This is a genomic window from Arcicella sp. GW821-FHT09D11, from assembly GCF_059416265.1.
In genome coordinates, this window is sequence record NZ_JBWKOV010000002.1 from 410,014 (window position 1) to 434,376 (window position 24,363).

The following is a 24,363-nucleotide window of genomic DNA, read 5'->3' on the forward strand; positions in this document are numbered from 1 at the left end:
GAACTTACTTCACCAATACCCAGCGATTTACAGTATTATATCGTCCTTCAATCAATATTTTGTAGATGGACGATTTTTTTGTACTAACATCAATTTTTAAAGATTCTTTCGTTGTAGGTACAGTATCAATTAATTCATAAATATCTTTTCCTCCTTCTTCAAAGTGATTACTAGTGCTCAGCCAGATTTTTACTTCGCCTTTTTTCTCTAAAGCTTTCCAACTAATTTGTAAACTATCATTCGCTAAAATAGCATTTGGGTTGGCTACCGAAATTGGATTAATTAAAGCCACACCATCCATTTCTACCAGATTTTCTTTTGGAATTTCTAAACCCATAAAACGAGCCATCGTAGGCAAAATATCCACAATGGCAGGCTGATTCTCCTGAAAATAATTGTTCAGTTTTGGTGTATTCGTTGCTATCCATGTAGTACGTTCTCTGTCTGATTGACCTCCATGACTTTTGCCTGTTTTTGCATCTCTTCCATGGTCAGTAGTAATCACAATTAACCAATCTTCTTTGAAGTTCTTCTTTCTATATTCAATAGCTTCCCATACTTTGCCGATTTGATTATCTACATAGCCTAATGCTTTTGTAAATTGCTCGCTGTCACCATATTTATGTCCCATATCATCGGAATATTCTAAATATACCCACGAAAGGTCTGGAGCATTTTCCTTGATGGTTTTAGCGGCTTCATCGCTTACTTTTTCGTCGATTTTATGAATATATTCACTTTGTTTATCGTGTGGATAAGTAAGGGTATCTAGTTCATAACCATCAGCGACAAAATCCATTTTGATGTTACCTGCATCGGCTAAAGATTCGCCAATAAGTTTGGTTCTGTTATCTAGCCAAGTAGAAAATACGCCTATTTTTTTGGCTGGGTACTGACTTTTCAATAGTCTAAAAATATTCCAATAATGATAATTAGGCTTTTTAATATCATTACCCCAAACATTGTGTTTATTCACCCAAGTACTTGTCAGCAAACTATTATAACCCACTGCCGAAATAGTAGGCGTTTGCGAATATTGCCCTTTTTCACCACCCACATAGGCTCTTTTATATGCTCCGATAGCACTAATTTCCTTCAAATTGGGCATCTCTGCTTTTTCAATTGCATCAGCAGGAATGCCGTCTACTATCATAAAAACTACCTTTTTAGCAGTTTTTTGTGCAAAAACAGTTGAAGAAAAAATAAGGAAAGTAAAAAGGATTTGAAGGCTTTTCATTGTGTTTATTAGTTGTCTCTTTATTAATGAAGTCAAAGTTATCATTACACAAAATTCCATTTTCTTCCTCAAAACTCTATCATTATCTGTTTTATTTAATTGTTAATAAGCTGTGAGGTTTTAGCTGTCGGCAATCAGATTTCGGATTTTAGAATAGCTTTGCTTTATTCAATTTAAAATCACTAAATCTTCAATCACTCATTCCCTCAATAAACAAATCCCTACAAATCAGTAGAGTATTTATTAACGGTATTTATATTTTCGCTTTTATTGATGAGATAAAAAACTAAAAATACTCATGGCATGAATAGACGATAGCTTATCAACAAATAATCACTAAATCACTCATTCACAATTCACTCATTAACTTATCTATGGAATTTTTAGAAACACTTTATCAAGAAGTCGTCGGCTTTTTTAGTTTCAATGGGCTTATCGAAATTATAAAATCTGGTAATTATCAAGCATTGCTTACTCAGAATGGTATTGGCAAAGCTTTAGGTCCCTTGATTCCCGTATTGCTATTCATTGAAATTATTCGTGCTTTATTCTATCGTCGACTTACTTTTCATCAATACAAAATCTCCTTTTTTACCTATGTTTTCAATCGGTTTATCTCTCGCTTTATCTCGATTGGCATGGTTGGGTTGTGTATTGCTTTGTTTGAACCCTATGCCGTATTTAAGTCTGAATTTACTTGGTATTGGTTTATTTATGGTTATATAGTGTGGGAGTTTGCCCATTTTATCTATCATTTTTTAGGTCATAAAGTTCGCCTTTTCTGGTGTCTGCATTCTACGCATCACGCACCAGAATACATGAATTTATCGGTTACTTATACACACTTTTTTCTGGAGGCTCCTTATGCTGATATTATCCGCACAACTATCTGTATTTTATTGGGTGTCAATCCTCCTTTGCTATTTCTCATCATGTTTATAGATGGTACATGGGGTGCTTTTATCCATGTCGGAGAGAATATTATGCATGATGGCCGTTTGGGTTTTTTGAATAAAATCATCCTTACACCTTCACATCACAGAGTACATCATGCCAAAAATCCTATGTATATGGATACCAACTTTTGTAATTTACTCAATATTTGGGACAAAGCTTTTGGCACGTTACAAGATGAAAAGCAAGAGGAAGAAATAGAATATGGTATTAGCAGACCAATGAAATCAGGTGATTTTTTAGATGCCTATTTCGGAGAAATTACTTTATTACTGAAAGATGTTTATCAAGCACCTAGCCTAAAAGCTAAGGTTTTGTATATTGTTATGCCTCCAGGATGGCATCATTCAGGCAATCATAAAACAGCGAAGATTGTGAAGAAGGAGTATTTTGATAGTGTTAAGCTTTGAGTTTCGAGCAGTGAGCTATAAGCTTTTGCCTGTTGTTTCATGTCTTTAGACATGAAACAACAAATAATAATCAGTCTCAGACTGATTTATAATACTTCGAGAAGCGTGGGTAAGAAAATTTACCTAAAACAAGCATAGCTTTCCAAAACCCAAATGACTCTGAAAAGCTATGCTTAAATAAAACTCAAAGCTCATAGCTCACTGCTTAAAGCTATTTCCCAAACTTCCCACCAAAGAAATCTCCTTTGTTCCAAGTAGGAGCAACGCTATCGTTGGCAACAAAATAGCCAATCAAGAAATTTAGTTTTACGTGAGTAGCGGCAGCTTGGAAGTCGAAAGGCTGACTCATATCGTCTTGTGGGGTATGATACGTGGTAGTTCTCCATGCCACATCCGATTTACTTCTGTCAATTGTATCCGTTGGTACTGTCATAAAACCACTTTTGATAAATAAGGCAGGAATACCCTTTTTGATAAAGCTAAAATGGTCGCTTCTTACAAAAACTACTTGTTCTGGAAATGGGTCGGGGCTAACCTTTAAGTTGAGAATTTTTGTTGCTTGGGCAACTTGTTTTGAAAGACTTGAATGTTGTGCTCCATAAGGTACCACGTCTAAAACAGGATGGAAGAAAAAAGGCATATCTATGGCTAGGTTCGCTACAATTTTGCCATCTTTTATCGGCGCATTTGTGGCAAAATAATCAGAACCCAACAAACCATATTCTTCTCCAGTTACCACCGTAATAATAATAGAACGCTTGGGTGCTTTGGGTAAAGAACGATACGCATAGGCAATTTCTAAGAGGATTGAAACACCAGAAGCATTATCATGCGCACCATTATAAATAGAATCATTTTTTACAGGAGCACCAATACCAAAATGGTCAAGGTGGGCGGCATACACTACATATTCGTCCTTCAGTTTAGGATCGCTTCCTTCAATAAGTCCTACCAGATTTGAGCCTTGTACAAATTGATAAGCCGTTTTTACTTTGATTTTAGCACTAACATTCAAAGGGAAAGATTGTACTTTTCCTGCTTTTGCATTGCTATAAATTTCGTCCATTTTTTTGGCTGTACTACTAAATAGCTTTTCAGCATGTTCAGTATTATAAAAGATTACGCCTTTTAATTCAGGGAAACCATCTTTGGCTATATTGTTGGCATCCAACCATTTAAAAGACCCTTGTTTAGCACGACGAACAGTAGCATCCCAAGTAGTTCTTTTGTCGGTAGGAAGATTAAATGAAATAATACCGACAGCACCACGCTTGATAGCTTCATTAGATTTAACGGTATTGTTGCTGAAGTATGCTCTTTCGTTAGAGGCAAAAGTTTCTGGAGCGCCATTGAGTATCACTACGATTTTGCCTTTTACATCAATGTTTTGATAATCGTCATAATTCATTTCGGGTGCGTGTACCCCAAAGCCAACAAAAACTAAAGGGGCTTCAATCTCAGAGGCTTCGTTGATGAAATTTGGACTAGCAATAAAGTGTTTGCCATAATCCAACGTTTCTTCTTTCCCATTGATAACTAAACTCAACCCACTTGCTTTGTCATTCACTATGCCTTTTCTAAGCGGTACTTTTTGAATATATGAATTGCCATTGATGACAGGCTTCAATCCCAAAGCCATAAATTCTGTTTCGATATACTTTGATGCCAAAGCAAAACCTTTTGTTCCGGGTTGACGACCTTCCAATAAATCATCAGCTAGATAGGTCATCGTGGCTTTAATAGCATCAGGGTTAATCGCTTGAAGGGCTTGTTTGGGTATGGATTGTCCAAACATTAAAGATTGTACAGATAAAAATAGAAGGGAAATCCCTGTTATTAAGTTTTTTTTCATGTTGATGAATTATTGAGTGATTTACTGGATGAGTGATTTAGTGATTGATAATCGATGAATGATTGATTTAAAGTTGTTTAGTTTAAGATGATGATGAAAGCTCAAACCTTTCTATTAGCTGGCGACTTAAGTTCCACTGATTACCCACATCTTTATAAAAGTTGAAATCAAGATGTGATTATTGATAAAATGGGTTAAAAGGGGCTTAAATTATCCTTCAAACCTCATCCCCAACCCCTTCTCCTTCAGAGAAGGGGAGCAAACTCTGGGTCTTAAAGCTCCCCTCTCTGAAGGAGATGGGTTGGGGGTGAGGTTGTTATGCTTTGATTATCAGTTATTTATATACTTGTGGATAATCAATAGGACTTAAGTCACCTGCTAATAGAAATGTGACATCAATATGCAAAAAGCTCATTGCTCAAGGCTTAAAGCTCACAGCATTGTCACAGCATTTTACAAAAATACTTAACAAAGCCAGAGTTCATAGTGCTTTGAATTTTTTCTTTGTTGCTTTAATTTAAAAATCATCGTTGATGAAAAAATATTTTCGAAATAGTAGAATAATTCTCAAATTTTTTTGTCTAATCCCTTGATAATCAAATTAAAATGTGTACTTTTGCAAGCTAGTTGAAACTCAACGAAATCTCTTAGCGTTTCAATAAAAGTTATTATTTCCGAGACACATCCTTTTTTCGTAGGAAGAATGCAAGGGAAATGATTTACTCACTTCTACGAGGCTCCATTTTTGCTTACGCTAATTAGCTGTAAGTCATTGATTTAAAGATTTTTTAGATATGTTTTTATTCGGAATTGAAAGGTATTTCAATGCAAAAGTTTCCAATTTGATGTTCCATTGCTGAACACCAAAGACTTTGCTATTGACCTTATTTTACCGATTAAGAAATATCATATTGTAAACTTCAAAACAGTAACAGCCTTGACACAGATGACAAAAACGGGCAGAATTTCTTTTGCCAAAGTCAAAAACTTACTCGAATACCCAGATTTTTTGGATATTCAGGTTAAGTCGTTTCAGGATTTCTTCCAGTTGGAAACCGCAGCGGAGAATCGTACTGACGAAGGTCTTTTCAAAGTATTTGCTGAGAACTTCCCAATTGCCGATTCTCGTGAAAACTTTGTCCTTCACTTTATTGATTACTCAGTAGATCCACCGAAATACTCTGTTGATGAGTGTATCGACCGTGGTCTGACGTATTCAGTACCTTTGAAAGCAAAGTTGCGCCTTATCTGTAATGATACAGACAACGAAGATTTCGAAACTATCGAACAGGAAGTGTTCTTAGGGAATATCCCTTACATGACCGAACGTGGTTCATTCGTAATTAATGGTGCTGAACGTGTAATCGTTTCTCAATTACACCGTTCGCCAGGTGTGTTCTTCTCTCAGAGTCGTCACACAAATGGTACAAAATTATATTCAGCACGTATTATCCCATTCAAAGGTTCTTGGATTGAATTTGCTACTGACGTTAACAACGTAATGTATGCTTATATCGACCGTAAGAAGAAGTTTCCAGTAACTACGCTTTTGCGTGCTATTGGTTATGGTTCTGATAAAGACATTTTAGATTTATTCGGTCTTTCAGAAGAAATCAAAGTTGATCGTGCTAACTTGAATAAAGCTGTTGGTCGCCGTTTGGCTGCTAGGGTTTTAAGAACTTGGCAAGAAGATTTCGTAGATGAAGATACTGGTGAAGTAGTTTCTATCGACCGTAACGAAGTATTATTAGAACGTGATTCTACAATTACTTCAGACGATATTGATACAATTATTGATGCTGATTTAGACACAATTATTCTTCATAAAGAAGATATGAACGTGAATGATTATAACATCATCTATAATACTTTACAGAAAGATTCATCTAACTCAGAAAAAGAAGCGGTTGAGCAAATTTACCGTCAGTTGCGTAATACAGAAGCACCTGATGAGCAAACAGCGCGTGATATTATCCAAAACTTGTTCTTCTCTGACAAACGTTATGATTTAGGTGAAGTAGGTCGTTATAGAATCAACAAGAAATTGGGTCATGATATTCCGATGGAAACAAAAGTATTAACGAAAGCAGATATTATCTCTATCGTGAAATACCTAATCGGATTGATTAACTCAAAAGCACTAATTGATGATATTGACCACTTGTCTAACCGTCGTGTTCGTACAGTAGGTGAACAATTATATGCACAGTTTGGTGTTGGTTTGGCTCGTATGGCTCGTACTATCAAAGAACGTATGAACGTTCGTGATAATGAAGACTTCAAGCCAGTTGATTTGATTAATGCTCGTACACTTTCGTCAGTAATTAACTCATTCTTCGGTACCAACCAGCTTTCACAATTTATGGATCAGACCAACCCATTGGCTGAGATTACGCACAAGCGTCGTCTTTCAGCACTTGGGCCAGGTGGTTTATCTCGTGAACGTGCAGGTTTTGAGGTTCGTGACGTTCACTATACACACTACGGTCGTTTGTGTACTATCGAAACACCAGAAGGACCAAACATCGGTTTGATTTCATCACTTTGTGTGCATGCTAAAATCAACTCGATGGGCTTTATCGAAACTCCTTATCGTACGATTGAAGACGGTAAAGTGAAAATTGATGAGATTACATTCTTTACTGCTGAAGAAGAAGATGGCAAAAACATCGTACAAGCGAATGCTCGTTATGATGAAGATGGCGTATTTACTGCAGACCGTGTAAAAGCTCGTTTTGAAGGTGACTTCCCGTTGGTTAATCCTAAGGAAGCTCAATTGATGGATATTGCACCAAACCAGATTGTATCGGTAGCGGCTTCTTTGATTCCTTTCTTGGAACATGATGATGCCAACCGTGCCTTGATGGGTTCAAACATGCAACGTCAGGCTGTACCATTGTTACGTCCTGAAAATCCAATTGTAGGTACTGGCTTAGAAGCAAGCGTTGCTTTAGATTCACGTACTTTAGTTGTTGCTGAAGCTGACGGTGTAATTGAATATGTAGACAGTATCAAAATCGTAGTAAAATACGATATGTCGCCAGAAGAATATTTAGTAAGTTTTGACGGAGATACTAAGGAATATAAATTAATTAAATTCCGTAGAACCAACCAAGATACTACTATCAACTTAAAGCCAATCGTTCGTAAAGGACAGCGCGTTTCAAAAGGACAAGCACTTTGTGAAGGATACGCTACTCAGCAAGGAGAATTAGCATTAGGACGTAACATGAAAGTGGCCTTCATGCCATGGCAAGGTTACAACTTCGAGGATGCGATTGTAATTTCTGAAAAAGTTGTTCGTGATGATATCTTTACTTCTATTCACATTGAAGAATTTGAATTGGAAGTACGTGATACAAAACGTGGTGAAGAAGAATTAACAGCGGAAATCCCGAACGTAGCAGAAGAAACTGTGAAAAACTTGGATGAAAGCGGTGTGATTCGTGTAGGTTCTGAAGTAAAAGAAGGAGATATTTTGATTGGTAAGATTACACCAAAAGGAGAGTCTGACCCTACTCCAGAAGAAAAATTATTGCGTGCTATCTTTGGTGATAAAGCGGGTGATGTGAAAGATGCTTCTAAAAAAGCACCTCCATCATTGAAAGGTGTTGTAATTGATACAAAACTTTTCAGCCGTCCTAAGAAAGATAAAGACGAACGCGAGAAAGCTAAGAAAGAAATCGCTGGACTTTCAAAACAATTATCTAAAGATTTGACTGCCATTCGTGCAATGATGATTGGTAAGATGATTGAATTGTTAGAAGGTAAAATTTCTGGTGGTATCAAGCATAAATTCGGAACGGTAATTATTGAAGCAGGAACGAAATTGACTGGTCGTATGATCGAAGAAGCGTTGTTCCCAGCTAAAAACTTATACCGTGACGATAGTTCATATAGCGTTCCTGAAGAAGCTAACTTATTAGCTGACTTAATTCTTGAAAATGCTACTGAAGAATCTGAAATCAACATCTTGTTGTTGCAAATGGTGAAAAACTATAACGTTCGTCGTAACGAAGTAGTAGGTCGCTACAAACGCGAGAAGTTTGTTTTAGAAGTAGGAGATGAATTACCAGCAGGTATCGTAAAATTGGCGAAAGTATATATCGCTAAGAAACGTAAGTTGAAAGTAGGTGATAAGATGGCGGGTCGTCACGGTAACAAAGGGGTTGTTGCCCGTATTGTACGTGATGAAGATATGCCATTCTTGGAAGACGGAACACCAGTTGAAATCGTGTTGAACCCACTAGGGGTACCTTCACGTATGAACATCGGTCAGATTTATGAAACCGTATTAGCATGGGCAGGTGAAAAACTTGGTCGTAAATACGCTTCACCAATTTTCGACGGTGGTACTGAAGCTGAAGTTGCCAAAGAATTAGAAGAAGCAGGTTTACCATCATGGGGACGTACTTACTTATACAATGGTTTAACAGGAGAAATGTTTGACCAACCAGTAACAGTAGGTATTATCTATATGTTGAAATTAGGTCACTTAGTTGATGATAAAATGCACGCTCGTTCAATCGGACCATACTCATTAATTACACAACAACCATTGGGTGGTAAAGCTCAGTTTGGTGGTCAGCGTTTTGGTGAAATGGAGGTTTGGGCATTAGAAGCCTTCGGTGCTGCTAATATCTTGCAAGAAATCTTAACGGTGAAATCTGATGACGTGATTGGTAGAGCTAAAGCCTACGAAGCTATCGTTAAAGGAGAAAGCATGCCAAAACCAGGTATTCCAGAATCATTCAACGTATTGATTCACGAATTAAGAGGTTTAGCATTAGAGATTACGTTAGAGTAATAGATAGATTGGCACACGAGGAATCGTGTGCCAATTAAAAGATAATCATGTAAAGTGTAAAGGTCAATCGTTTATTTATGAGTCAATATTCAAAAAAAACCTTCGTATGGATTGCTTGGATGTGGATGATTTTTTTGCTTTTGCCATCATTTGAAGGGGTACATGAATATACTAAAGGACTCGACCCCTCTTGGTGTATCGCATTAAAGGTAGCGATTGAAGATAAATTTAAGTTCGGACAAGATTTCCTTTTTACTTATGGCCCACTAGGGTTTTTGAATACAGGATATACGCCCGAGGGCTTTATTTATCAGCTTGTAGCATTTTTAGTTCATTTGTTAATACAAGTTGGTTTTGTTGTATTAATCATTGAAATCGTAAAAAAGTCAGTATCAAAAGTGATGGCTTTGTTTTTTGCGGGGCTTTGTTTTTTTCCTTATCGCTTTGTAGGCGACTTATCATTTTCCTTATTGATTCTTCAAATAGGATTTTTGTTAGTCTTTCTGCAACGTAAGAAAATCTACAGCTTGGGCGTCGTTACCACCATCACAATACTTGCCTTTTTTATTAAACTGAATTTAAGCCTAGCGATGCTAGTAATATGGTTCGGTTCGTTATTGTTCTTTGGTTTAAGGCGTTATTTAACAATAAAATTTGTCATAGCATTGGCTAGTACTACTATTGTACTGATGCTGATTCTGGCATATATATTACAAACGGATATAATGGTGTACCTGTCTTCAGGTATTAAGTTGGTCGATGGATATATAGATGCGCAGGCTGTGATGAACGATATTAATGGAATTAGGCTTGTTTTAGCTTTATTGGCATTATTGGTGATAGTATCTCTATTTCTAGCAATCTGTTGGGATTATCTACCATTCAAAGCGAACAATAAGGACTTAATGGCAGACCGTTTCTATGTGATTTGTTTGATAGCAATGTCTTTGTTTCTGAGTTATAAACAAAGTTTTGCTTCATTATCATCAACCAATTTATATGGTTTCTTTTTGTTTTTTCCAGTAATGATAGGGTTAATCTTATTGGTTGAAAACAACAAAAGGATACAAATAAAAGTAATCATTTTGATTCTCTGTAGTCTTGTATTTAGAAACATCATTCATTGGTCTTGGTCAAAAAGCAATTTTAAAGAATATGTGTTTTCAGCTTTGCCAACCGCTAAAAGAGATTTAGGGAATTGGCAACACAGAAAATCAACACTCGAAGGTATCGGCACTTTTATCAGTAGCTCTTCGGCAGTACGGTTTTTTACGCATTCATTTGATGACGAAATCGTTACTTACACCAAAGTAGATTCACTGGAAAGAGCATTCCCGAAGGAAGTGAATGATTATCTAAGCAAAGGAACAGTTGATATTTTGCCTTGGGAAATATCTTATATAATGGTTAATAAACTAAAGTATAATCCAAGACCCATTGTACAAACATATCAGGCATATTCTGGTTATTTAGATAGTCTGAATGCTCAGAAGTACCAATCTGCTACGGCTCCTGATTATTTATTATATCAGGAATTTCCTTACAGAGAACAGTATTTCTTCTGGGATGAAGACAGAACTAAATTAACGATGCTGGCCAATTACAAAGTTGTTGATACACTTGCCGTTAAACAGTCTGTTGGTTACGATAGTCTACTGGTTTTAAAACAAAACTTGAATAAGAAAGAAGTTAAATATAATCTGACTAAAAAAGCTGTCATAAACACTTTTGAAAAGATTGATTTACCTAATTCAGATGAGTTACTTTTTGTAAAATTCAACCTGAAATATTCCTTGTTTGGACAAGTTACCAGATTAGCTTTTCAGCCGCCTTATTTGTTTGTAAACTTTGTTTATGACGACAATACTGTAGAAAGGTTTAGAGTAATTCCATCGGTATTAAAAGGAGGAGTTGTTGCCAATATTAAAGTAAAGAGTTTTTCAGACGCCATGAAGTTTTTTAACACGGGTGGTTTGAAAAATACAAAGATTAAATCAATTCAATTAGATAGTCCTTATCAATGGGGCTTCAGTAATACTACTGAGATTTCGATTGAAAAAGTGATATTTTAATAGTTTTCATCTGATTGATAATTAATTGAACGTCAATAAAATACATTCTTATATGTCATTCAAAAAGAATAGAAAATTGAACAGTGAATTCTCTAAGGTGACCATCTCATTGGCATCACCTGAGTCGATTCTTGAAGGATCACACGGAGAAGTTACACAACCGGAAACAATCAACTACAGAACTTATAAACCAGAAATGGGTGGTTTGTTCTGTGAGCGTATTTTCGGCCCTACAAAAGACTGGGAATGTCACTGTGGGAAATATAAACGTATTCGTTATAAAGGTATCATCTGCGACCGTTGTGGGGTAGAAGTTACTGAGAAAAAAGTACGTCGTGAGCGTATGGGACACATCGAGTTAGTTGTGCCTGTAGCCCACATCTGGTACTTCCGTAGCTTACCTAACAAAATTGGTTATTTGTTAGGTCTTTCTACGAAAAAACTTGACCAAGTAATTTATTACGAAAGATACGTAGTAGTTCAAGCTGGGGTAAAAGCTGAAGATGGTGTAAACAAAATGGACTTCTTAACAGAAGACGAATATTTGGACATTATCGACAAGTTACCTCGCGAAAACCAATTATTACCAGACGAAGACCCTCAGAAATTCATTGCTAAAATGGGTGCTGAGGCGTTGGATATGTTGTTGAAACGTACTGAATTAGACAACTTATCTTACGATTTACGTCACTCGGCTGCAAACGATACTTCTCAACAACGTAAGGCTGAAGCCTTGAAACGTTTGAAAGTAGTTGAAGCTTTCCGTGAGGCAGGTACTCGTATCGAGAACAGACCAGAATGGATGGTTATCAAAATGGTACCAGTAATTCCACCAGAATTGCGTCCGCTTGTACCTTTAGATGGTGGTCGTTTTGCGACTTCGGATTTGAACGACCTTTACCGTCGTGTAATTATCCGTAACAACCGTTTGAAGCGTTTGATTGAAATCAAAGCTCCTGAGGTAATCTTACGTAACGAAAAACGTATGTTACAAGAAGCTGTCGATTCATTATTCGATAACTCGCGTAAAATTAACGCTGTTCGTTCAGAAGGTAACCGTGCGTTGAAATCACTTTCAGATATGTTGAAAGGTAAGCAAGGACGTTTCCGTCAGAACTTACTAGGTAAACGTGTCGATTATTCAGGTCGTTCGGTAATTGTGGTTGGTCCAGAATTGAAAATGCACGAATGTGGTTTGCCAAAAGATATGGCTGCTGAGCTTTTCAAACCATTTGTTATCAGAAAATTGATTGAAAGAGGTATCGTGAAAACGGTAAAATCTGCCAAGAAAATTGTTGATAGAAAAGACCCAGTAGTGTGGGATATTTTGGAAAACGTAATGAAAGGACACCCTGTTCTTCTAAACCGTGCTCCAACGCTTCACCGTTTGGGTATTCAGGCATTCCAACCTAAATTGATTGAAGGAAAAGCAATCCAATTGCACCCATTAACTTGTACGGCATTCAACGCCGATTTTGATGGTGACCAGATGGCGGTACACGTACCACTAGGTCAAGAGGCAATTTTGGAAGCATCTCTTTTAATGTTAGGTTCACACAATATCTTGAACCCAGCCAACGGAGCTCCTATTACTGTACCTTCACAAGATATGGTTCTTGGTTTATACTACGTAACAAAAGGACGTAGAAATACACCAGAATATGAAGTGAAAGGTGAAGGAATGAAGTTCTACGGTTTCGAGGAAGTGGTAATCGGGATGAACGAAGGTGTTGTTTCTAAACACGCTAATATTGAAGTAAAAGCAGTTGTTCGTAAAGATGATGGTACGTTGGTTTCTGAAATGGTGAAAACTGTTGCTGGCCGTGTATTATTCAACCTTTGTGTTCCTGAAGAAGTAGGATATATCAATGAATTGTTGACTAAGAAGAAATTGCAACAAATCATTGCTACAGTATTTAAAATCTCTGGTGTTGCTCGTACTGCGAAATTCCTAGATGATATTAAAGACTTAGGATACCAAATGGCATTCAAAGGTGGTCTTTCAATGGGTATTGGTGATATCATCGTTCCAGAAGAAAAAGCTGCTCTTGTAGCACAAGCAAAAGATAGAGTATCTGAAGTAACAGATAACTATTTGATGGGTTTAATTACAGATAACGAACGTTATAACGCTGTAATTGACATTTGGACGTCAGTGAACAAGAAAATCACTGATACCTTGATGAATCAAATGGAAAACGATAAACAAGGTTTCAATGCCATCTATATGATGATGCACTCTGGAGCCCGTGGTTCTCGTGAACAGATTCGTCAGTTAGGTGGTATGCGTGGTTTGATGGCGAAACCTCAGAAGAACTTACAAGGTTCTGTAGGTGAAATCATCGAAAACCCAATTCTTTCTAACTTTAAAGAAGGTCTAGACGTACTTGAATACTTTATCTCTACGCACGGTGCGCGTAAAGGTCTTGCGGATACAGCCTTGAAAACTGCCGATGCGGGTTATTTAACTCGTCGTTTGCATGACGTTGCTCAAGATGTAATCGTAAATGAAGATGATTGCGGTACTTTAAGAGGTATTCAAACATCAGCATTGAAAGATAACGAGGAAATCATCGAACCGTTGTCAGAACGTATCTTGGGTCGTGTTTCTATCCATGATGTGTATGATCCAGTTACAGGTAAATTGTTAATCACAGCAGGTGAAGAAATCAGCGAAGAGGCAGCTCTTTCTGTAGATGATACTGCGATTGATTCAATCGAAATTCGTTCGGTATTAACTTGCGAAACGCGTTATGGTGTTTGTGCTAAATGTTATGGACGTAACCTTTCAACAGGTAGAATGGTAGGTATCGGTGAAGCTGTAGGTGTAATTGCATCACAGTCAATCGGTGAACCAGGTACACAGCTTACACTTCGTACATTCCACGTTGGGGGTACTGCTCAAAACGTAACGTTAGATGCAGCTATCAAAGCTAAATTCGACGGTATTATTAAATTTGAAGAGATGCGTACAGTTTCTTCGGTTGACCCAGAAGGAAAACCAGTTGAAATTGTAATGGGTCGTTCAGGTGAGGTTCAAATTTTGAATGCTAATAATCCTCAACAAGTATTTATCGCTAATAACGTTCCTTACGGTTCTTATTTGAGAGTTAAAGACGGACAGACGATTACTAAAGGTGAAGAAATTTGTGCTTGGGATCCATATAATGCTGTAATCTTATCGGAGGTTGAAGGTACTATTCAATTCGATGCTATCGAAGAAAATGTTACTTATAAGGAAGAAGCCGATGAGCAAACAGGTTTACGTGAGAAGGTAATTATCGAATCGAAAGATAAGACTAAAAACCCTGCTATCTTGGTGAACGTAAAAGGTGCTGACGAACCAGTAGCTTATAACGTACCAGTGGCGGCTCGTTTATCAGTTGAAAACAAAACGAAAATTAAACCAGGACAAATCTTGGCGAAAATTCCTCGTGCTGCTGGTAAAACACGTGATATTACGGGTGGTCTTCCACGTGTAACTGAATTGTTTGAAGCACGTAACCCATCTAACCCAGCGGTAGTTTCTGAGATTGACGGTGTTATTACTTTAGGAGGTATCAAACGTGGTAACCGTGAGATTTATGTACGTGCTAAAGATGGTGGCGAACGTAAATACTTGGTGCCGTTGTCTAAACACATCCTTGTTCAAAATAATGACTTTGTGCGTGCTGGTGTACCACTTTCAGATGGTGCTATTACGCCTTCAGATATTTTGGCTATTAAAGGACCAACGGCTGTACAAGAGTACTTAGTAAATGAAATCCAAGACGTTTACCGTCTGCAAGGTGTGAAGATTAACGATAAGCACATCGAGGCTATCGTTCGTCAGATGATGCAGAAAGTAATCATCGTTGAATCTGGAGATACTATGTTCTTGAACGGACAAAATGTTGATAGATTCTTATTCCGTGAGGAAAATGATAAAATCATGGATAAGAAAGTAGTTATGGATGCTGGAGATTCTGAGAAAATGAAAGTGGGTATGATTGTTTCTGCTCGTGCTTTACGTGACGAAAACTCTTCATTGAAACGTCGTGATATGAAGATTGTTACAGTACGTGATGCTTCACCAGCGGTTTCTCAACCAAACTTACAAGGTATCACTCAAGCATCTTTAGGAACTGATTCATTCATTTCTGCGGCTTCTTTCCAAGAAACAACGAAAGTATTATCTGAAGCATCTATCCGTGCTAAAGCTGATACATTAGATGGCTTGAAAGAAAACGTAATTGTTGGTCACTTAATCCCAGCAGGTACGGGTGTTCGTAAATATGCAGACTATGTGATTACTTCTAAAGAAGAATTACAACAAGTAGAAACAGCTAAGGAAGCCAAAGCCCAAGAAAAGGTTGGAGGTTATCGTAAAGCTCGTTGGATTGTGTAATCTAATTTTGTAGCAATATAAAAAATGCCCTTTGATTCATTTCAGAGGGCATTTTTTTTGACTTTAGGATTTTTGGACTTGAAGACTGAAAGATACAAGACACAAGATTTGTAGATTTACTAAGATTTTTTACGTTTTCTGAAAAATAAGTATAAGATTAAATGCCTAAACGTTTAGAGAACGTTATAATCTGTCGTTCAATTTGCCCTTCGGAACAAATCTAATAGCTGAGTTTGCAAATAGCTGATATTACAATGTCAAGCTCCACTTGTATAAAAAACTATGTTGTACACTGGCTTTATGTTTATTTCTGTAACACCAATTTTCTTAAATTAATCTTTCCACAATGAATTTCTTTATCGTTAATTCTATAAAAAAGATTTTGCTCTTTTAAGCTAAGTCCTGTACGCAATGGGCCATCTACTAAGGGCAAAGTGTTAGAAATATCAAAAAATATTTAGAAATACTCTGCTATAAACTGAATGTCATAGTTCAGTTGTTTTGCAAGCTCTAAAACTCCACACGCAAAACTTATATCGCTTTTCAAAGTGTAGTAATCACTTACGATAAATTTTTGTATGCTTAATTTTTCATCATTCGTTACATTTGTACTATCCAAGTGAAAAATATCTTTAAGTAGGCAATCAATAGAGTTTTCTCGAACTGACAATTCAATTTTCTCAAAAATAGTTAAAGCCGTATTTGCACTCATAATTTTAGATACACTTGTCATGTCGTCTAACATTTCTCCTAGTAATTCCTCAGCTTCTTCATCTGCATATAACCTGAAAATATCAATCTCATCTTCTGTTAGAATATTTTTCAAACTCAAAGGGATGGTTGTATTCTGTATTTCAGTATTCTCGTAGAAAAGACTGTCGAATGAATTTGAATTTGCTGCTCCAAAAGAATTAATACCTATGGTTTTAATTTCTTTTTGTTCGGAATTAATTATTTTAATACTGTAACCTACATCTACACCCATATTTTTACTTATTTATAATTGTTATGTCCTTTGGAAGTTTGTTATTGAGTTGCCATAACTCACTAATATGCGAAAATTTTGCCATACTTTTTATATTGTTACATATCTGTGAATTTGTTCTTTAAGGAGGAGTGTTTAGTGGACTCTAATACAAATTTTGACCGATACCCGAAAACCGAGACCCGAAAGCCTATAATTAATACCTCTTAATCTGCTCCATAATCTTAATCTGCTCTAATACTTCTTCTGGTTTTATCAGTAATTCAGCTTTTCCAGTAATGGCTTCGTAAAGATTTTGGAAGAGTAATCCCCAATCGCCTTTCTTTGTTTCAATAGTTCCTCGGAAATGTAAACCATTAATATCTGTATTGATAATGCCCGAATTACTTTCAGATTCAATACCGAAGGCATCCATATTAGGCATGATGCCTGCTTTCAGATGGTCTTCTTGTACATCTATTCCGTACTTTACAAAAGAACCTTTTGTTCCATACAAAATATATCTTGGACCTTCTTCACGAACTAATAAGCTCGATTTTAAAGTAACTTTCAATTTACCATAGTTAAGCCTGATATCGAAAGAGTCATCAATTTCAGAGCCTTCTCTTTCCGTACAAGTTTCGCCCCAAACCTGTTGGGGAACGCCAAAAAGTACTATCGCTTGGTCGATGATATGTGCACCTAAATCATACAAAATTCCATTAGCCGCATTATTAGTTTCTTTCCATTTCTTAGCATTCAAAATGGGCTTATAACGATCGTAATGTACTTCATAGCTCAATAAATCGCCCAATAAACCATCTTCAATTACTTTTTTGACGGTCATAAAATCACTATCAAAACGACGATTCTGATAAACAGAAATAACTTTACCTCGTTCTTTAGATAATTGTATCAATTCTTCCGCTTCACTGGCTGTGGCTGTAAAAGGTTTTTCTACTAATACGTGCTTGTCTGCCAGTAAACATTTTTTTGCAAATTCATAATGCGTAGCATTGGGCGAACAAATACTAACTAAATCAATCGTATCATCAGCTAATACTTCTTCTAAACTCTTAGCGACTTGAACCTCAGGGAACAAATCTCTTGGATTCTGACTGTTTGAAACAATCGTTTTAAGATTGAAATTAGGATTTACCGAGAAAAATGGGGCTTGGAGGTATCTGCCAGATAAACCAAAACCAATAAGAGCAACATTGAGCATTATTAATTGGGATTCTGTGTATAAATCAATTTTAACAAAAATAAGCAAAAAACTAGCAAACTCTACTCGCGGTTATCATTGGATATTGCCTTTAATTTTTGTTCATCTATACCTCATTTGCTAAATTATCAGACATTTAGCGGATATTTCACTATGGTTCTAGTAAATTTGTAGTCTTATAACAAAACAACTATTAAGAACTTTAAAAATAACGGTATAACCAATGTTAAATCTAGTCTTATTCGGCCCTCCGGGTGCAGGTAAAGGAACACAGTCAGCTAAATTAATTGAGAAGTATCAGTTAGTTCATATTTCTACAGGAGATATGTTCCGCATGCACATTTCTAATAATACTGAACTCGGGCAGCGCGTGAAACAAATCTTAGCTGATGGGCTTTTAGTACCTGATTCAGTGACGATTGATATGTTAGAAGAAGAAGTAAAAAACAATCCTGAAGCAAAAGGCTTTATCTTTGATGGATTTCCACGTACTGTCACTCAAGCAGAGGCATTAGATGCATATTTGACCAAAAACGGACAAAAAATCAATGGCGTAGTTCAGTTAGATGTGACTGAAGAGGAAATTAAAAATAGAATTGCTGAAAGACAAAAAGTGTCGGGTCGTGCAGACGACGATGCTGATAAATTATTGAAGCGAATTGACGAGTACTTCTCTAAAACAGTTTTCGTATTACCTTATTATGAAGCACAAGGCAAAGTATCTAAAGTAAACGGAATCGGAAATATCGAAGAAATTTTTACTAATATCTGTACTGCAATTGATGCAGTAAAATAATTTAAAATGGGGTAATTTGTAGTGATTTTGTATTTCTGCGAATTACCCATTTTAAATCAATCAATAATAATTAAATATCATGGCATCCAACTTCATTGACTACGTAAAAATTAACGTCCGTTCGGGCCACGGAGGAAGCGGTTCAAGCCATTTCCGTCGTGAAAAACACGTACCTAAAGGTGGTCCAGATGGTGGTGATGGCGGCCGCGGAGGACACGTTGTATTGAGAGGAAACTCGCAACACTGGACTTTGCTTCACTTGAAATACCAAAAACATATTTTTGCTAAAGACGGAAAAGGTGGCGAAGGCGGACGTCGTTCGGGGCTTCAAGGAGAAGACGCAATCATTGACGTTCCATTGGGAACAATTGTAAAAGACCCTGAAACAGGAGAGGTATTAGCGGAAGTTACTAAAAATGGCGAAGAGGTAATTTTGTTAAAAGGCGGAAGAGGCGGTTTAGGCAATACCAATTTCAAATCATCAACCAATCAAGCACCACACTATGCTCAGCCTGGCGAAATAGGCGAAGATATGTGGGTTGTATTAGAACTTAAAGTATTAGCAGACGTTGGTTTGGTGGGCTTCCCGAATGCAGGGAAATCTACGTTGCTTTCTGTAATGTCTGCAGCAACTCCTGAAATTGCTGATTATCCTTTTACAACCCTCGTTCCAAACTTAGGGGTGGTGGCTTATCGTAATTTCAAATCATTTATTATGGCTGATATTCCTGGAATCATTGAGGGAGCAGCAGAAGGAAAAGGTTTAGGAACCAGATTTTTAAGACATATCGAACGAAATTCTATTTTGTTGTTTATGGTACCAGCTTCGGTAGAAAATATCGAAGAAGAGTACCTGATACTATTGAATGAATTAAAAAAATACAATCCTGCTTTATTGGATAAAGAAAGAATTTTGGCTATTTCTAAAATGGATTTAGTACCAGATGAAGAAGACAAAGCTAGAATTTTAAAGCAGATTCCTGACAATATACCTTACGTCCTGATTTCTTCAGTGATGCAACAAGGTCTGACAGAATTGAAAGATTTATTATGGACAACGTTACAGAATGCTCAACCTGAGGTCATTGAAAGCGAAAGTCCAGAAGAGTCTACAGAAATTGATTTTGAGTAAATTACCTTTATCATCTACATTTAGCTGTAAGGCTAAATGTAGATGACATTACCTGTTTCATCTTCATTCATTACCGCAATCGATGGTAATTATATCAACATGATAATTATGAAAAAAAGCTGTTCATATCTTTTGATGATTTGGTTGGTCTTATCATTTATGATATCGTCTGCTCAAACACCTACGATTACGGCAACGGGTGTTTATACCTGTACTGGTTTAGGTACTTCTCAACTTACGCTTCCTAGCGGCTATGCCGTTTATGAATGGTATAATGCAAGTAATGTTTTGGTAGCTTCTACAAGAACTTACGTAGCAGCCGCGGGAACTTATACCGCCAAAGTAAAGCAAACTGCGGTTGGGTCTTATATCTCAGTAAGTGCTTTTACGGTAACACAGATTGTCCCGACGGCACCTACTGTTACTCCTCCAAGCGATGTGCTAACGGCCATTTGTGGGGTAAGTAGTAGAAATATAGTAGCGAGCGGAGCTACCAATTATGATTGGAAAAGAGATGGTGTCTCTACAACAGTTACCACAGCAACTTTGCCAGTAACAGGTAGTTCTGTGACTGTCCCTGGCACTTATGCATATACCGTATCTACTACGAATAGTGTTACAGGTTGTACTGCAACAAGTACGGCTGTGAGCTTAAAAGTATCTCCAAAGCCCACAACGCCAGTAATTACGCCACTTACGCCCAATCTAATTTGTGGAACAGACTCAAAAACATTAACGGCTACAACAGGAGGCGCTAGTTATACTTGGAAAAGAGATGCTACAATTCTTGGTGCTACGATAAACACTTTAACTGTTACTGGAACGGATGTACCAACAGGTACATATAATTATAAAGTAGTACTTCAAAATGCAGTAGGCTGTGTTTCTGATACCTCTGCCTCAGTGAGCTTAAAGGTATCTCCAAAGCCAGCAACACCAGTAATTACCTCAGTTACTCCTGATTTAATTTGTGGAACAGATTCAAAAACATTAACCGCTACTAGTGGCGGAACAAGTTATTTATGGAAAAGAAATAATACGATCCTTAGCTCAACAATTAATACACAAGTCGTTACTGGAACAGATGTTTCAGTAGCTGGTACTTACAATTATAAAGTAGTACTTACCAATGCTGTAGGCTGTTCTTCTGATACTTCGTTGGCAGTTGCCCTAAAAGTCTCTCCGAAGCCTAGCAGACCTGTAATTTCTGTTCCTGATACCAACGCAATTTGTGGCGTAAGTACTAAAATTCTGACAGCAACGGCTGGCGGAGCTACTTATACTTGGAAAAGAGGTACTACTATTTTATCCCCAGTCACCAATACTTTAACGGTTACAGGAACCGATGTATCAGTAGCGGGTAGTTATAGCTACAAAGTTGTTCTTCAAAATTCAGTTGGTTGTGTATCAGATACTTCTTTAGCTGTAGCGGTAAAGGTTTCTCCCAAACCTACAAAGCCGATTATTGAAGCAGTTGTTGATACTAATGCCATTTGTGGCGTAGGAAATAAAACACTGACAGCAACGAGCGGAGGTGCATCTTATGTATGGAAAAGAGATATTATAGAATTGTCAAGTTCAAAAATAAATACGTTGTTAGTAACAGGAAACGATGTAACTACAGCAGGAAAATATAGTTATACAGTAACCTTAATTAATTCAATAGGCTGTCTTTCAGATGTTTCGACGGCTGTTGTGTTAAAAGTTTCTCCAAAACCAGTTAAGCCTATCATTGTACCGGACACTAGTATAACGCTAGTCTGTGGAACGGATTCTCGTACATTAAAAGCAACCAGTGGCGGTTCTTCTTATACCTGGATTGTTGGAAGCAATACCTTGACAGGTTCTACAAGCAGTGCTATTACAGTAAGAGGATTAGATAGCTCACTTGTCAATAGTGGTAGTAATCATACCTATACTGTGGCATATACAAACTCAGTTGGTTGTCAGTCTGATTTTTCAAATGGTTATACCTTACAATTGTTTAAGACAATTCCTTCTAAACCAACTATTACTGCTGGTGGAGTAACGACTTTCTGTGATGGAGGAAACGTGACATTGACCTCATCGTATGTGACCAATGCCAATGTTTGGAGTTCTACTACTGCTAAAGATACCATTACTTCAAAAGCAGTAGGATTAATCGTTACAAAAACAGGGATTTATACTGTAAAAGCTAAAGATGCGAATGGATGTGTATCGCTTGCCTCAGATGTTAAATTGGTTACTGTTAATCCAAATCCAACAGCACCTACTATACTAGAGGGAACAGCAGTAAGTATTTGTGAACTTGAAAGTAAAACTTTAACAGCCAATGACAAAGGTATTGGTGTGTATACATGGAATACTGGTAGCAAAACAAAGAGTATTACCGTTGGCTCAGCAGGAAGTTATAGCCTTACTTTTACAGATGCAAATACTTGTACTTCCAAATCATCTGTCGCTACAGTGCTTACGGTAAATCCGTTGCCAGCTAAACCTACCATTTCAATTATTCGCCCTGCTGAGTTTTGTGATGGTGATTCTACTGTGTTGCGGTCATCAACGGCTTCAGGATATATTTGGAGTACCAACCAAAATGCTGCGCAAATTATTGTGAAGGAATCAAAGACCATTTCAGTCATTGCCGTTTCTGACAAAGGTTGTAAATCAAAAGATGCTTCCGACCCTGTTGCAGTGATTGCCAACCCTTTACCTGCTACACCAACTGTTGTAGCAAATGGACCATTGATTTTCTGTCCAGATTCTACCGTTACGCTTTCGTCTTCGGTAGTAGGTAATGAATATACGTGGACTAATATAGGAAGTAGCATTGTTTTTGGTAAAACTCAATCTGTAATAGTTGGAGAAGCAGGAGAATATGCTGTGCAAGCGATTAGTGCGAAGAAATGTATTTCTAAGATTTCAAAAAGTGTAAAAATCACTGTGCGTGAAGCACCACAGCCAGCGAGCATCTTAGCTTCGCCTATTGCTACTTTCTGTAAAGGAGGAACAGCTACATTAAGAGCGTTAATAGCAAATGGTAACGTGGATAGATATAGTTGGAGAGATGAAGATACTAAAAGAGAAATTGCTACGACAGGAGCTATCACAACTGATACTTCGGGAAGATATGCTGTAAAAGTAAGAGATACCTTTGGATGCTTTTCGGCATATTCAAAAGTATTGAAAGTTACCGTAAATCCATTGCCTGCTAAACCAACATTGAGAATAGTACGACCAAAGATTTTCTGTGATGGCGACAGCACTTTGTTAGAAGCAAGTTTACCAACTACTACTACCAATGGCTTGAAAAATGTATATCAATGGACAGTCGATGGATTATTACAAAATGGCATCAGCGGTAGAACCTTTACATGGAAAAAAGCTAATGGAATAGGAGTAGCCGTAATCGATACGAATGGATGTAAGTCTGTAGCAAGTTCGGATACCATCAAAACAACGGTTAATCAATTACCAGCTGCACCATCTATCACTTTGAGAGGAGCCAATCCTTTTTGTGCAGATAAAAGCGTTTCTTTAACGGCGATAGGAGTACAGGCAAGTAGTTATAAATGGAGTATTTCGAATAGTACGGCTAGTACCATAACTGTAAATTATGCGGGCAATGTAACAGTACAGGCAGTGAGTGCTTTTTCATGTTATTCACAATCATCACAACCCATTACTTTAAGTGTATATCCACTACCAGCGACACCACAAATTAGTGCTACAGGTAATCTTACTTTTTGTGACGGTGGCAGTACTGTGTTGGCTACTGCAAATACCAATAAAGCATACTGGTATAGAAGTACAAACGATTCGCTAGGAAATGGTAGCAACAATACTATCTCAGTAAATAAATCAGGAAGTTATTTTGCAAGGGTAGAAGATAAAAACTTCTGTTTGTCGGCGCCATCAAATGCTATTACAGTAGATGTTCGTTCGCTTCCTACTACGCCAGTGATTTCGCAATCTGGAGCTTTCTTCTTAATCGCTCAAAGTTCTGGTGACGAAAGTGGCTATATTTGGAAATATAACGGAGAAGAACAGAAAAGCTTTATTACAAACACCATCAAAGTGAAAAAGGATGGTGATTACCAAGTACAGGCAAGTACAGTATATAATCAAGTTGCTTTGCCAAGTGGTAAACTGCAATGTTATTCACAGCCATCATTAGTGTATAAATATACGCAGGATTTAACTTTTGAAGGAATGAACGTTTATCCAAACCCAAGTGCTACGGGTGATATTACGATTCAGGTTGTTGAAGATTTAATAGGTGCTGATGTATCAGTGTATACAATGGACGGAAGACTGATTGAGACATTTAAAGTCAATAAATTTGATACGCCAAGAACGCTTAAACTGAGTGGTTCTATAGGAAATATTTATTTTATCAAACTCAAAACAGATAGTTTTGAAAGAATAAAGAAAGTAGTTATCACACAATAGCGTAGTTTTGAGTGAAGAGTTGTCCTTCAATAACACAGATTGATATATAAATGAAATAGCCTTTTAATTCAAGTCAGAATTAAAAGGCTATTT

11 protein-coding genes are annotated in these 24,363 nt (G+C 37.1%); 7 read left to right on the forward strand and 4 right to left on the reverse strand.

The window, feature by feature from the left end; genetic code table 11:
- Positions 1-4: 4 nt before the first annotated feature.
- Positions 5-1,237: an alkaline phosphatase family protein gene (locus AC07N0_RS06965; RefSeq protein WP_494588620.1), complete on the reverse strand. Its 1,233-nt coding sequence runs from the start codon at positions 1,235-1,237 to the stop codon at positions 5-7.
- Positions 1,238-1,611: 374 nt separating this feature from the next.
- Here AC07N0_RS06965 and AC07N0_RS06970 point away from each other — a divergent pair, with 374 nt between their 5' ends.
- Positions 1,612-2,601 carry a sterol desaturase family protein gene (locus tag AC07N0_RS06970; protein WP_494588621.1) on the forward strand — a complete coding sequence of 330 codons (990 nt, stop codon included), beginning with the start codon at positions 1,612-1,614 and terminating at the stop codon, positions 2,599-2,601.
- Between the two features lie 211 nt (positions 2,602-2,812).
- On the opposite strand, the gene AC07N0_RS06975 is transcribed toward AC07N0_RS06970, so the two are convergent.
- Complete coding sequence (locus AC07N0_RS06975; protein WP_494588622.1) at positions 2,813-4,453, reverse strand: M28 family metallopeptidase; 1,641 nt, start codon at positions 4,451-4,453, stop codon at positions 2,813-2,815.
- A 946-nt stretch (positions 4,454-5,399) separates the two neighbouring features.
- On the opposite strand from AC07N0_RS06975, the gene rpoB reads away from it, so the two are divergent.
- From rpoB to rpoC, 3 genes are all read left to right on the forward strand, one after another.
- Positions 5,400-9,260, forward strand: a complete 3,861-nt coding sequence (gene rpoB / locus AC07N0_RS06980; RefSeq protein WP_492803649.1) for a DNA-directed RNA polymerase subunit beta — start codon at positions 5,400-5,402, stop codon at positions 9,258-9,260.
- 77 nt (positions 9,261-9,337) lie between these two features.
- Complete coding sequence (locus AC07N0_RS06985; protein WP_494588623.1) at positions 9,338-11,332, forward strand: hypothetical protein; 1,995 nt, start codon at positions 9,338-9,340, stop codon at positions 11,330-11,332.
- 52 nt (positions 11,333-11,384) lie between these two features.
- A complete protein-coding gene (gene rpoC / locus AC07N0_RS06990; RefSeq protein ID WP_492801769.1) occupies positions 11,385-15,719 on the forward strand; it encodes a DNA-directed RNA polymerase subunit beta' in 4,335 nt (1,444 codons plus the stop codon).
- Positions 15,720-16,176: 457 nt separating this feature from the next.
- Here the strand turns inward: rpoC and AC07N0_RS06995 are convergent, their stop codons facing one another.
- Both AC07N0_RS06995 and AC07N0_RS07000 read right to left on the reverse strand, forming a co-directional pair.
- Positions 16,177-16,704: a hypothetical protein gene (locus AC07N0_RS06995; RefSeq protein WP_494588624.1), complete on the reverse strand. Its 528-nt coding sequence runs from the start codon at positions 16,702-16,704 to the stop codon at positions 16,177-16,179.
- 196 nt (positions 16,705-16,900) lie between these two features.
- Positions 16,901-17,908, reverse strand: coding sequence for a Gfo/Idh/MocA family oxidoreductase (locus AC07N0_RS07000; protein WP_494588625.1), 1,008 nt, complete (start codon positions 17,906-17,908; stop codon positions 16,901-16,903).
- Positions 17,909-18,131: 223 nt separating this feature from the next.
- Here AC07N0_RS07000 and AC07N0_RS07005 point away from each other — a divergent pair, with 223 nt between their 5' ends.
- The 3 genes from AC07N0_RS07005 (at position 18,132) to AC07N0_RS07015 (ending at position 24,270) form a co-directional block, all read left to right on the forward strand.
- A complete protein-coding gene (locus AC07N0_RS07005; protein WP_494588626.1) occupies positions 18,132-18,704 on the forward strand; it encodes an adenylate kinase in 573 nt (190 codons plus the stop codon).
- Positions 18,705-18,783: 79 nt separating this feature from the next.
- Positions 18,784-19,836 (forward strand): GTPase ObgE, encoded by a 1,053-nt coding sequence (gene obgE, locus AC07N0_RS07010; RefSeq protein WP_494588627.1) that lies wholly within the window; start codon positions 18,784-18,786, stop codon positions 19,834-19,836.
- Between the two features lie 108 nt (positions 19,837-19,944).
- A complete protein-coding gene (locus tag AC07N0_RS07015; RefSeq protein WP_494588628.1) occupies positions 19,945-24,270 on the forward strand; it encodes a T9SS type A sorting domain-containing protein in 4,326 nt (1,441 codons plus the stop codon).
- Positions 24,271-24,363 lie beyond the last annotated feature (93 nt).